This is a genomic window from Acinetobacter sp. 197, from assembly GCF_048148385.1.
Lineage (GTDB): Bacteria > Pseudomonadota > Gammaproteobacteria > Pseudomonadales > Moraxellaceae > Acinetobacter > Acinetobacter pecorum.
In genome coordinates this window covers 88024-100431 of record NZ_JAYWZK010000006.1, presented here as the reverse complement: position 1 = coordinate 100431, position 12408 = coordinate 88024, and the positions used below count along the sequence as shown (strand labels likewise).

At 41.9% G+C, this 12408-nt stretch carries 12 protein-coding genes; 1 reads left to right on the top strand and 11 read right to left on the bottom strand.

Features of this window, described 5'->3' with window-relative positions; translation table 11 throughout:
• Positions 1 to 102: 102 nt before the first annotated feature.
• From rplI to ppsA, 10 genes are all read right to left on the bottom strand, one after another.
• Entirely contained in the window at positions 103 to 549 is a 447-nt protein-coding gene (gene rplI / locus VXQ11_RS07760; RefSeq protein ID WP_064096517.1) for a 50S ribosomal protein L9, read from the bottom strand.
• A gap of 9 nt (positions 550 to 558) precedes the next feature.
• Positions 559 to 786: a 30S ribosomal protein S18 gene (gene rpsR / locus VXQ11_RS07755; RefSeq protein ID WP_004278792.1), complete on the bottom strand. Its 228-nt coding sequence runs from the start codon at positions 784 to 786 to the stop codon at positions 559 to 561.
• Between the two features lie 12 nt (positions 787 to 798).
• Entirely contained in the window at positions 799 to 1185 is a 387-nt protein-coding gene (gene rpsF / locus VXQ11_RS07750) for a 30S ribosomal protein S6 (RefSeq protein ID WP_004278789.1), read from the bottom strand.
• A 444-nt stretch (positions 1186 to 1629) separates the two neighbouring features.
• Positions 1630 to 2508: a heme o synthase gene (gene cyoE, locus VXQ11_RS07745; protein ID WP_416705770.1), complete on the bottom strand. Its 879-nt coding sequence runs from the start codon at positions 2506 to 2508 to the stop codon at positions 1630 to 1632.
• Positions 2509 to 2518: 10 nt separating this feature from the next.
• On the bottom strand, positions 2519 to 2845 hold the full coding sequence (locus VXQ11_RS07740; protein ID WP_064096515.1) for a cytochrome o ubiquinol oxidase subunit IV: 327 nt from the start codon (positions 2843 to 2845) through the stop codon (positions 2519 to 2521).
• Entirely contained in the window at positions 2845 to 3465 is a 621-nt protein-coding gene (gene cyoC / locus VXQ11_RS07735; RefSeq protein WP_004278786.1) for a cytochrome o ubiquinol oxidase subunit III, read from the bottom strand. The genes VXQ11_RS07740 and cyoC overlap by 1 nt, the downstream gene beginning before the upstream one ends.
• Before the next feature lie 4 nt (positions 3466 to 3469).
• Positions 3470 to 5458 carry a cytochrome o ubiquinol oxidase subunit I gene (gene cyoB / locus VXQ11_RS07730; protein WP_416680651.1) on the bottom strand — a complete coding sequence of 663 codons (1989 nt, stop codon included), beginning with the start codon at positions 5456 to 5458 and terminating at the stop codon, positions 3470 to 3472.
• Between the two features lie 3 nt (positions 5459 to 5461).
• Positions 5462 to 6556 carry a ubiquinol oxidase subunit II gene (cyoA, locus tag VXQ11_RS07725; RefSeq protein WP_064096513.1) on the bottom strand — a complete coding sequence of 365 codons (1095 nt, stop codon included), beginning with the start codon at positions 6554 to 6556 and terminating at the stop codon, positions 5462 to 5464.
• Between the two features lie 303 nt (positions 6557 to 6859).
• Positions 6860 to 7654 carry an RDD family protein gene (locus VXQ11_RS07720; RefSeq protein ID WP_064102690.1) on the bottom strand — a complete coding sequence of 265 codons (795 nt, stop codon included), beginning with the start codon at positions 7652 to 7654 and terminating at the stop codon, positions 6860 to 6862.
• 416 nt (positions 7655 to 8070) lie between these two features.
• The gene (gene ppsA / locus VXQ11_RS07715) at positions 8071 to 10449 is read right to left on the bottom strand and encodes a phosphoenolpyruvate synthase (RefSeq protein WP_064096511.1); all 2379 of its coding nucleotides are present in this window, start codon (positions 10447 to 10449) and stop codon (positions 8071 to 8073) included.
• 154 nt (positions 10450 to 10603) lie between these two features.
• Here ppsA and VXQ11_RS07710 point away from each other — a divergent pair, with 154 nt between their 5' ends.
• Positions 10604 to 11440, top strand: coding sequence for a pyruvate, water dikinase regulatory protein (locus VXQ11_RS07710; RefSeq protein WP_064096510.1), 837 nt, complete (start codon positions 10604 to 10606; stop codon positions 11438 to 11440).
• Between the two features lie 250 nt (positions 11441 to 11690).
• Here VXQ11_RS07710 and VXQ11_RS07705 read toward each other — a convergent pair whose 3' ends face one another.
• Positions 11691 to 12248 (bottom strand): flavoprotein, encoded by a 558-nt coding sequence (locus tag VXQ11_RS07705; protein ID WP_191730596.1) that lies wholly within the window; start codon positions 12246 to 12248, stop codon positions 11691 to 11693.
• Positions 12249 to 12408: the final 160 nt, after the last annotated feature.

Sequence of the window (12408 nt, the reverse complement as noted above, 5' to 3'; positions counted from 1 at the left end):
TAGAAACACGAATGATAAAATGAATTGGGCGGTATTGACTAGATTATATTTTTTAGAAATAAAAAAGAGCATGCGAAAGCATGCTCTTTTTGAGGCGAGAAATTACTCAGCTACGATAGTAACCAGAACTTCTGCAATAACATCATGGTGCAATTGGATTGCGATGTTAAATTCGCCAGTGTGACGAAGTGCGCCATTTGGAAGACGTACTTCAGCACGGTCTACTTCTAGACCAGCATTTGTCAACGCGTCAGCGATGTCACGAGTACCGATAGAACCGAATAGTTTACCTTCGTCGCCTGCTTTCGCAGTAATAACGATGTTCACTTCGTTCAATTGGTCAGCACGTGCTTGAGCAGCAGCTAAAACATCAGCTTCAGCTTTCTCAAGTTCAGCACGACGAGCTTCAAAAGCAGCAGTATTTGATTCTGTTGCAGCAACTGCCATACCTTGTGGGATAAGGAAGTTACGGCCGTAACCAGCTTTAACTGAAACTTTATCGCCTAGTTTACCTAGGTTTTTAATGCGTTGTAATAAGATAATATCCACAGCTCAACCTCACTTATGATTGTCAGTGTAAGGGATCAAAGACAAGTAGCGAGCTTGTTTGATAGCTAGCGCTAATTGACGTTGGTAACGAGCTTTAGTACCTGTAATACGGCTAGGAACAATCTTGCCGTTTTCAGTGATGTACTGTTTTAAAGTGTCGATATCTTTGTAGTCGATGTACGTAACGTTCTCAGCTGTAAAGCGGCAGAACTTGCGACGACGGTAAAAACGTGCCATGTTATGTTCTCCTTAAGCTTCAGCAGAGTCTTGAGCGTGTTGTGCTTCTTCACGTTGAGCTTTACGCGCACGTTTTTCTTCAGCACTTTTAGCCAATAGTGACTCTTCAGTGATAGCGTTTTCACGACGGATGATAAGGCTACGAATGATTGCGTCGTTATAACGGAATAATTCTTCAAGCTCATCAAGAGTAGTTTGACCACACTCAACATTCATAAGAATGTAGTGAGCTTTGTGGATCTTGTTGATTGGGTAAGCCAATTGACGACGGCCCCAGTCTTCAAGACGGTGGATTTGACCTTCAGCTTCTTTGATGTGAGTTAGGTAGCGTTCTACCATACCAACTACTTGATCGCTTTGATCAGGGTGTACTAAAAGTACGATTTCGTAATGACGCATTGTCAGCTCCTTACGGTTTGGACAGCCCCAATTTAAGTAAATTGAAGCAAGGAGTCACAACCAAAGTTGTGTCGCAGTGTTTGCGAAGGGGAAATTGTAGTGATCTTTAAGGATAATTTCAACCAAATAAGAGATTTTCGCGAAATTATCTCTATAACCAGACCGATTATCAGAACCTTATTTTGGCTTTAACCAAATTTGGACTGGTTAAATTCAGCACATGTATTGTTGCGAAGATCAAGCTGGACTTATCAGGTTAAAAATCTAGAAAAACTGAATAATCGGAGTCTGGAGCCAGAAAGATTGAATTTTACAAGCAATCAGGAAGATCGAGGTTTAGCTTTATAAAAATAAAGCCGAATTTTTGATGCTGCTCTACAACTATTGGAAGCAGAGGATTAAGAGAAATCAAAATAAAAAAGATAGAGACTAACTCTATCCTTTTTAAAAAAACACAATCTGTGTAGATGGCGCAGTGGAGGTAAAACTAAAGATAATACTGATGACAGTAATCAGGATCACAGAGAACAAGAAATATTTCTTTGCCCAAAGTTGATCATTTTCAGCTTTAAATCCAATCACACCCAGATACAGCCAGTATATACACAGTAAATTTAAAACCACTGCATAGAGCCAGTTGGCATAACCAAAGACAAATAACGCATTCATGGTGAGTGTGAATAACACCACATAAACCAGTGATTCAACCTTGGTACGATGAATCGAACGCGCTACAGGCAAGATCGGAATACCTGCATTTTTATAATCATCAAAGCGGTAAATCGCAATCGCCCATGAGTGAGGCATTTGCCATAATGCATAACCTAAAAAGATCAGTAACGCACCTAAATCAAATTGATTGGCTACTGCGGTATAACCAATGACAGGCGGAGCTGCACCAGAAATACTACCTACAACAGTTTGATGAATTGTGGTTCGTTTTGTCCATAGGCTGTAAAAACCGACATATACGACAAAACCAATCACCGCGAATAAGAAAGCGTACGCATTTACCCAGAACCATAAAAGACTAAAACCAACAAGGCCTAATACCAGGGCAAAGCACAGGGCAACAGGTACAGAGATGGCTTTGGTGACGAGAGCACGATTTTTTGTGCGCTGCATTTTTTGGTCGATGTCCTGGTCAATCACGTTGTTGACCACACATCCTGATGCTACGACAAGCGTAGTACCGAGCAAGGTAATAAGCAGGAGAAGGAAATCTACAGAACTTTGAGTGGCTACAAAGTAGCCACCCAAAGTGGTAACAAAGTTACCGAAGAGAATTCCTGGCTTAGTCAGGAATAAATACTTTTTCAGCATGACGACCAGTTTAGATCATCATGTTGTAGTGTAGGTAGTTCATGATCCATACAGAACCTACTAGAAGAATAGCAATGGTTAAGATGGTATACACAAACGCAATTACGTTCCAGCGTTGCTCTGAAGAAGAGTTCATATGCAGGAAATAAATTAACTGCACAAGAATCTGAGCAACCGCAGTAATCGCAATGACGGTAATCAAAGTACCACGGCCAAAACCGCCTGCCATCACCATACCGAATGGAATTACGGTAAGGATGATAGAAAGGATGAAGCCAACAGTATATTGCTTAACGTTACCGTGTGATTCGCCAGCAGCGTTATGATCGTGACTCATTACAGAACTCCCATCAAGTAAACTACGCTGAATACACAGATCCAAACGATGTCAAGGAAGTGCCAGAACAAGCTTAGGCAAGCTAGACGACGCGTGTTTGCAAGAGTCAAACCATATTTCTTGATTTGAACCATAAGCACGATCATCCAGACCAGACCAGAAGTTACGTGAATACCGTGCGTACCTACCAAAGTAAAGAACGCAGATAAGAACGCACTTGTGCTTGGACCGTGACCCGCATGAACTAGGTGGTTGAATTCATATAGTTCCATGCCGATGAAGATAGCACCGAATACCCAAGTAATCGCTAACCAAGTCAGTACTTTTGCAACGTCTTTTTTGTATGCAGCAAGAACTGCAAAACCAAAGGTTACAGAAGAGATCAAGAGGGCGAAGGTTTCAGTAAGAACGAAACCTAAAGAGTCGCCAAACAGGTCTCTCGCACTTGGAGTACCCACAGGGATGTGGCTACTCAAAACAGCGAACGCAATGAAGAGTGTACCGAACAGGACAAGGTCACTCATCAAGTAAGTCCAGAAACCAAAGACAGTGATGTCAGTATCATCGTGATGATGATGCTCATCATGTCCGTGGTTATCGTGATGAAGTACTTCAGCCATTGTCTTAGTCCTTCTTCAAGTGTTTTTCAAGAATCGCATAGCGTTCGTTTTCAATACGCTCAACTTCAGCAGCTGGAACATAGTAATCCACTTTCTTGGTGAAAGAAGACACGATGAAGCTAATGATAGAAGCAAGGAACGTAACAACTACTAACCACCAGATGTGCCAGATTAAACCGAAGCCCATAATAGTGATGAACATCGCGATAACGAAACCAGCAGCACGGTTAGTCGGCATATGCACGTCTTCATACTTCGTCGGTTTTGCGTATGCAACACCATTTTCTTTCTCGATCCAGAAAGTATCAATACCATGGATCTTTGGAAGATGAGCGAAGTTATAGAATGGAGCAGGAGATGATGTCGACCATTCAAGGGTACGACCATCCCATGGATCGCCAGTCAAATCTAGACGTTGCTCACGTTGTAGGAAACCAACCACGATTTGCATGATGAAACATACAATACCAAGCGCAATCAGAACCGCACCAAACATGGCAATGTTTACATACGGATCCCAGTCCGGGTTGTCAAATGTATTCAAACGACGAGTCATACCCATGAAACCAAGGATATAAAGCGGCATGAATGCAAAGTAGAAACCGAAGAACCAGAACCAGAAAGCTGCTTTACCCCAAGTTTCATTCAGTCTCCAACCGAACATTTTCGGCCAGTAGAAGATGATACCTGCGAACATCGCGAATACTACACCACCAATAATTACGTTATGGAAGTGGGCAATCAGGAATAAAGAGTTGTGTACCAGGAAGTCCGCTGGTGGAACCGCCATCAATACACCTGTTAAACCACCGATACCGAAAGTCACAAGGAAGCCAAGTGTCCATAGCATTGGGGTAGTGTAAACAATACGACCCTTGTACATGGTGAACAGCCAAGAGAAGATCTTCACACCTGTAGGAATCGCGATAATCATGGTCATGATACCGAAGAACGCGTTAACGTTGGCACCTGCACCCATGGTAAAGAAGTGGTGAACCCATACAACGAATGACAATACTGTGATTGCTACTGTTGCATACACCATTGATTTGTAACCGAACAATGCTTTGCGCGAGAAAGTCGCAACAACTTCTGAGTAAATACCAAATGCTGGTAATACCAAGATATAAACTTCCGGGTGACCCCAAGTCCAAATCAGGTTTACATACAACATTGGACTACCACCCATGTCGTTGGTAAAGAAGTGGAAACCGAAGTAACGGTCAAGCGTTAACATTGCGATTGTTGCAGTCAACACTGGGAAAGCCGCAATAATCAATACTGCTGTACATAAAGATGTCCAGGTAAAGATTGGCATTTCCATAAGCTTCATGCCAGGCGCACGCATTTTGATGATGGTAACAAAGAAGTTAACACCCGTTAATAGCGTACCTAGACCTGAAATTTGCAGTGCCCAGATATAGTAGTCCATACCCACGCCTGGAGAATATTCGATACCAGACAGTGGAGGGTATGCCATCCAGCCTGTTGCAGCGAACTCACCTAACGCAAGTGATACCATCATCAGACCCGCAGCACCGGCGAATAACCAGAAGCTCAGAGAGTTCAATAATGGGAATGCAACGTCACGTGCACCGATTTGAAGCGGTACAGAGATGTTCATTAAACCAACTACAAGACCCATTGCCACGAAGAAGATCATGATCACGCCATGGGCGGTAAAGATCTGGTCGTAATGCTCAGGGTGTAAATAACCTTCGCCGCCACCTTTTGCAAGGAACTGCTGAAGACGCATCATGATCGCATCGGCGAAACCACGCACCAGCATGATCACAGATACGAAGATATACATGATACCAATTTTTTTATGGTCTACAGATGTGAACCATTCGTTCCACAGGTAGCCCCATTTTTTGAAGTAGGTAATACCGGCAACAACTACGATACCACCCAAGATCATCATTGCAACAGTTGCCAGTACGATTGGATCGTAAGGAATTGCATCCGGACCTAACTTACCTAAGAAGCTCATGTCTTATTCTCCTTGAGAAGCAGTCGCATGTTCACCAGCTACATGAGCTTCAGAAGCAGACGCTTCATGAGCAACAGCATCAGTTGCTGCAGCTTCTACAGGAGCTGAATGGTCAGCACCGTGGTAGTTACTCATATACTTGTGAATCACAGATTCAAACAAACCTTGCTCTACAGAAGAGTAGTAAGTCACAGGGTGTGGCTTAGTAGGGTAAGGCTTCATTGCTTCGGCAGCAGCCTTCTCTTCAGGAGTCTTAGCTCTTGCAATAATCGCTTCGATCTGGTGAACACCACGGTTACCGTCACGTAAGCTTGCAAATTCAGCTTGGTCTAGAACAGTTTTTTGTACTGCATTAGGGTTAACTGAAGTACCGTTTCCTGCCTGAATAGCAGAAACCCATTCGGCAAACTGGGCATCAGTCACAGAATGTGCACGGAAGCGCATTTGTGAGAAGCCGTAACCTGAATAGTTTGAAGAGAAACCACGGTAGCCTTCAGCTGGGCTAGTTTCATCAGCTAATAGGTTGAGGTGAGTTTGCATACCTGCCATTGCATAAATCTGACCACTTAACGCCGGGATGAAGAATGAGTTCATCGTGAAGTTAGAGGTTAAACGAAGGCTTACCGGAGTTTTCTCTGGGAAACGCATTTCGTTGATTGTTGCAATACCTTGCTCAGGGTAGATGAAGATCCATTTAAATTGTTCAGCAATAACTTGAACAGTTAAAGGTGCTTTATCTGCTTCAATTGGACGGTATGGGTCATACTTGTGGGAACCCCACCAAGTTAACCAAGCTAAAATACCAATAATAATGACAGGGATACCCCATACTACAATTTCAATCGCAGTAGAGTGTGCCCATGTAGGTTTATAGTCTGCGTCTTTATTCGATGCACGATATTTCCAACCGAACCATAATGCCATGATGATTGATGGAATAACCACCAATAGCATTAAGTAAATCGCAGTCATCATCAGGTTACTTTGACCTGCTGCAACTGGACCTTTAGAGTTCAGAAGTACCATATCACCACCACACCCAGTCAAGAGTGCAGTCATCGCAGATAAAGACAATACAGCTAAAATCGTTTGTCTCATTTTACAACCTCGGTGAAGAGTCCCATTCCCTAATTTAATATGGGATAGCGATTAAAGTGCACATGACTAAAAAAGGCTGATTTTTTAAAAAACATCCTTTTAATCACAATACACCGCTACGTTGTAGGGCATTATGCCTGAGATTAACGAACTAAGCTATATGTAAAGGTGCTTTAAATGCCTGTAATAAAAACCGATTTTGGTAGGATGATTTGGGTAATATTTATAGGAATTTTATTTCAATTTCAAAGTTATGTAAGAAAAAACGGGATGAAGATTATCCCGTTTTTATTTGCTGCTAAATTATTGTTTTACTACTTGAGTTTTGGCCAGTTTGTCATGCAGGGTCTGACGTTTTTTACCCAGTCCGAATGCCCAGTCTATAATTAAGCTGAGAGGCATAAACATGATATTGAAGAAAATGAACAACACACTGCGGATAGTAAAAGCGCGTAACAAGCTGGTTTTTTCGCCAGAATCAGCATCTACAATTTTGATTTTCGTGAGTTTTTTACCAATACTTTGACCTGATTTTGCAATCAGAAATGCCTGAATAGCCAGCATAATCAGTAAATAGACTGCTGTGGCAAGCCAGGCCTGTTGAGAAAACATCTCAAACATTTGAGTCTGTAATTGCTGGGCCATTGCCGGATCTGCATCGCTGCTCAGCACCACGTTCATGAATTCTTGGTTCAATTCTGCGAACCGTGCTTCCTGTTCAGGAGTGAAAAATGCAGTCAGGATAAAAGTCGCAGGCAACCACAATAGCAGGTCTACAATTTTAGCCAAGATACGACTGGGAATACTGGCCAGTTCATTTTTTCTTGCAGAGACTCGAGGCTGCTGGCCATAAGAGGTTTTTTCGGTTTGATTTTTCTGAAATACAGGCGTTTCAGGAGTTGGTGCTGGAGCGATATAGCCTTCAGGTTGATATACTGATTTTCCTTGGGTAAGTTCACCTAAGGCTTTCCATTCTGTCATGCCTTGATGCCAGGCTAAATCTGTCAGCATGACTTGTTGATTCGCCAGCATCTGATTCAATTGCTCGAGCGTATATGGACCAGCTTGTTGATTGTTTCGTGCCAAGTAAATCTGCATATAAACTGAATCTCAATATTTAAATGTGAACTGATAAATAGGTTTAATCAAGATTGTAGTGAATTCTGTTTTGAAAACAAACACTCTCTCATCGTAAGATATAGATTAATTGAGGATTTTCAATCATATTTCTCATTAAAATGCATCCTACACATAAACTGAAAACTTCTGTGTTCTAAAAAGATACATGTCTGGACGTCAGGTAGACATTTATTATTGCTAGTTTGGTATGACTTTACTGTTGGTATTTGTTTGTCATTACAGTAGGGGTATGTTTAGAAATTTAATTTAATTATTTCAGGTAATTCAATTGCTTAAATTTTGAATATTTTCAGTCCATTGATTTGAACTAGTAAATGATGGTGAGCTTATAAAAAAGACCCTATTAAAGGGTCTTTTTTATATTCAAAATGAATTTATGCTTTTTTTACTTTTTCTTCAGCAAGGAAGAACCAGGTATCCAATACTGAGTCTGGGTTAAGCGACACAGATTCAATTCCTTGTTCCATCAGCCATTGTGCAAGATCTGGATGGTCAGAAGGGCCTTGACCACAGATACCGACATATTTGCCTGCTTTACGACATGCATGGATTGCCATAGACAGAAGTACTTTAACTGCAGGATCACGTTCATCAAACAGGTGAGATACAATACCAGAGTCACGGTCCAGACCAAGAGTTAACTGAGTCAAGTCGTTTGAACCGATAGAGAAACCATCGAAGTGTTCAAGGAACTGTTCAGCTAACAAGGCATTAGTTGGAAGTTCACACATCATGATCACTTTCAGGCCATTCTCGCCACGTTTCAAGCCATTTAAAGCAAGAAGTTCAATCACGCGTTTTGCTTCAGCTACAGTACGAACGAACGGAATCATGATCTGTACGTTGGTTAAGCCCATTTCATCACGAACTTTCTTCAATGCACGGCATTCCAGCTCGAAGCAGTCACGGAAGTTGTCAGAGACATAACGGCTTGCACCACGGAAGCCCAGCATCGGGTTTTCTTCCTCTGGTTCGTATAACTTACCACCGATCAAATTCGCATATTCGTTTGACTTGAAGTCAGACATACGCACGATCACTGGCTTGTCTGCGAATGCAGCAGCAAGAGTAGAAATACCTTCAACCAGTTTTTCTACGTAAAATTCGATTGGAGATGCATAACCCGCAGTACGTGCCATGACTGCTGCACGTGTTTCACGTGGCAGGCTGTCGATGTTCAGTAATGCTTTAGGGTGTACGCCGATCATACGGTTGATGATGAACTCTAGACGTGCAAGACCAATACCTTCGTTTGGAATTTGAGCAAAGTCGAATGCACGATCCGGGTTACCCACGTTCATCATGACTTTGAACGGTAATGCTGGCATTGATTCGATCGAGTTGGTTTGAATTTCGAAATCAAGTGCACCTTCGTAGATGAAGCCGGTATCGCCTTCAGCACAAGATACAGTGACTTCTTGACCGTCAACCAGTACTTCAGTGGCATTACCACAACCTACAATTGCAGGAACACCTAATTCACGTGCAATGATTGCAGCGTGACAAGTACGACCACCACGGTTGGTGATAATCGCAGCAGCACGTTTCATTACTGGTTCCCAGTCCGGGTCAGTCATGTCAGATACAAGTACATCACCGTCTTGTACTTTGTCCATTTCTTTAATCGACGTCACGATGCGGACTTTACCAGAACCGATACGTTGACCAATTGAACGGCCTTCACAAATTACAGTGCCACGTTGTTTCAACAGGTAGCGTTCCATGGTGCCGACATTTTCACGACTTTTTACTGTTTCAGGACGTGCCTGAACGATATAAATTTTACCGTCATCACCGTCTTTTGCCCATTCGATGTCCATTGGAGAACCGTAATGGTTTTCAATGATCAACGCTTGTTTAGCCAGTTCTTGTAGCTCGTGATCATTCAATGCAAATTGCTGACGATCTGCTTTTTCTACGTCAACTACAACCACTGATTTACCCGCAGAGGCTTCTTCACCATAAATCATTTTCTGATGCTTAGAGCCCAAGTTGCGACGAAGGATCGCGTGTCGACCTGCATTTAAAAGTGGTTTAGAAATATAGAATTCATCCGGGTTAACTGCACCCTGAACAACCATTTCACCCAAACCATAAGAAGCGGTAATGAATACTGCATCACGGAAGCCTGATTCAGTATCTAGTGTGAACATTACACCAGCAGCGCCGGTTTCTGAGCGAACCATGCGTTGTACACCAGCGGACAAAGCCACTACATCATGGGCAAAGTTTTGGTGTACACGGTAAGAGATTGCGCGATCGTTGTATAAAGATGCAAACACTTCTTTGATTGCGATCAGAACGTTATCGATACCACGAATGTTCAGGAAAGTTTCTTGCTGGCCGGCAAAAGAAGCATCCGGCAAATCTTCTGCAGTTGCAGAAGAACGAACGGCAACCGCGATGTCAGGGTTGCCGTTAGAAAGTTCTGCAAATGCTGTACGAACTTCTTGTTCTAATGCAGGTGTAAGTGGAGTATCCACAATCCATTGACGAATTTTTGCGCCAGTTTCAGCGAGTGCATTCACGTCATCAACATTGAGTGCAGCAAGCTCTGCATTGATTTTAGCGTTTAGGCCACTTTGCTCGAGAAATTCACGGTAGGCATCGGCAGTCGTTGCGAAACCACCTGGCACAGATACACCAGCATTTGATAAATGGCTGATCATTTCGCCTAGTGATGAGTTTTTCCCACCAACCAGCTCAACGTCGTGCTTCCCTAATTTTTCCAGACCAATTACGCGCGCTTCCAAAGTTGTTACTCCACTTTTGCAGTATTAATCACTATCTTGGCATGAGAGTATAGCAAATCATCTAGGTTTTTGATTTTACTAAGCGACAGTCATGTAAGATCGGTTTACTATAAAGATTATATAGCACTAAGACAAATGTTGGAGGAGAATTTTAATGTCGGAAGGTAAACAAATTCAGCGTAGTGTTTTCTTTATTTCAGATGGTACTGCCATCACCGCTGAAACGCTTGGCCACTCGCTGTTAGCGCAGTTTCCACACGTAAAATTTGACATTCATATTATCCCTTACATTAGCTCTGAAGAAGCCGCTACAAGTGTGGTGGCAGAGATCAATGCAAGAGCTCAAATAGACGGTGAAAAACCTCTGGTATTTGATACTTTGGTTGATCCTTATGTTCGCGATATTATTAATACAGCAAATGCGGTAAATCTTGATGTATTTGAAGGGCTTATTAGTAAATTGGCTGATGAGTTAGGCACGATTCCTACGACTTTAGTCGGACAGACCCACGCAGTGACGGACTCCGAATCCTATAAAGCCCGTATTGATGCTGTCCATTTTGCTTTGGATAATGATGATGGCGCACGTACCCGTCATTATGATAAAGCCGACCTGATTCTAATTGGTGTGTCACGTTCCGGTAAAACACCAACTTCTATTTATCTGTCTTTGCAGTTCGGTATTCGTGTAGCAAACTATCCGCTGACAGAAGAAGATCTGGATGATAACCGTCTGCCAGCAGTGCTAAGACCCCATAAAAACAAGCTTTTTGGTCTGATGATTGATGCAGAACGTCTGGTTGCCATCCGCACTGAACGTAAGGCGAACAGTCGTTATGCCAGCTTTAGCCAGTGTCAGATGGAACTGCGTGCGATCGAAGGCATCTATATTTCAGAAGGAATCAAATACCTGAATGTCTCTGAAATGTCGATTGAGGAGATTTCTACCCGTATCCTGCAAATGACTGGTCTTAAACGTCGTATCGGTTAAGAAAAGTGCAGAGCCAAGCTAGAACTTGGCTCTGATTTATAGATAAAAAATTAATAAAAGAGCCAGATTCATAGAAATAAAATATCAATATTATAAACAAATAAAATACTGAATATTTTTTTAAAAAATACATTCCACTATTTTATAATCAACTTGTTTAGATACTCACCAAAAAATTCAATTTTATAGACCTTGCATTTTTTAGATACAGCTTATAATTTCAGTTTACTGGCCTATCCATTGATCAGTTTTATACTGAAAACGTATACACAATCAGTTCGACCTGATGCTGAGCGCCATTAATACAATAAATGCTATCTTTAGAAATTTTTGAAATGGGCCAGGTAATCAGCTGGCAATTTTCACGTTGCAAGGCAGTATAGTAATGATCAGATTTTAAATAAACTTTAGATACTTCGGCGAGATTTGGCATAAGTTGACGTCTTAACCATAAATTCTGGACCTGATTTTCCAGATAGCGTAAGGACAAAATACTTTTGATCCGGCTATTAAACAGGCGGCGATTTTTGATAATCAAAGGATGATTCAGTAGTCGTTGCAGACCATGCTCTGTACCGGGAAGCACGAATTGCGGATTAATCTGAAAAACTTTCACTGATCGGGCGTGCTGGCTAATGTGATTGAGATGACTCACGGTAAACTGATCCGTGCCAATAATCGCAATATCTTTCCCAGCGCAGTCTAATTCAGCAAGCTGGGAAGAGGGCACTTTAAAGCCAGCAAAATGCTGAAAATTTTCGGGACGATTCTCGAATATGCCCATATGTACATCCTGCTTGGTAGACATTGTTTTTCCTTGAAATTTTTTAATAATTGATTTTATTTGCTTTTCTATAGATATTAACAAAAGCCCCAGAGCAGTAAAGTTTAAAATTTAACTTAGACAGTCATTCTATTTTCTATAGTTGTTTTTAGTGCAAAAGAGCAAGTCCAGAGAAACATATCGA

Coding starts and splice junctions, on each gene's coding strand:
- rpsR (WP_004278792.1), bottom strand. CDS start 786: ATGGCACGTTTTTACCGTCGTCGCAAGTTCTGCCGCTTTACAGCTGAG.
- rpsF (WP_004278789.1), bottom strand. CDS start 1,185: ATGCGTCATTACGAAATCGTACTTTTAGTACACCCTGATCAAAGCGAT.
- cyoE (WP_416705770.1), bottom strand. CDS start 2,508: ATGCTGAAAAAGTATTTATTCCTGACTAAGCCAGGAATTCTCTTCGGT.
- VXQ11_RS07740 (WP_064096515.1), bottom strand. CDS start 2,845: ATGAGTCACGATCATAACGCTGCTGGCGAATCACACGGTAACGTTAAG.
- cyoC (WP_004278786.1), bottom strand. CDS start 3,465: ATGGCTGAAGTACTTCATCACGATAACCACGGACATGATGAGCATCAT.
- cyoB (WP_416680651.1), bottom strand. CDS start 5,458: ATGAGCTTCTTAGGTAAGTTAGGTCCGGATGCAATTCCTTACGATCCA.
- cyoA (WP_064096513.1), bottom strand. CDS start 6,556: ATGAGACAAACGATTTTAGCTGTATTGTCTTTATCTGCGATGACTGCA.
- VXQ11_RS07720 (WP_064102690.1), bottom strand. CDS start 7,654: ATGCAGATTTACTTGGCACGAAACAATCAACAAGCTGGTCCATATACG.
- VXQ11_RS07710 (WP_064096510.1), top strand. CDS start 10,604: ATGTCGGAAGGTAAACAAATTCAGCGTAGTGTTTTCTTTATTTCAGAT.
- VXQ11_RS07705 (WP_191730596.1), bottom strand. CDS start 12,248: ATGTCTACCAAGCAGGATGTACATATGGGCATATTCGAGAATCGTCCC.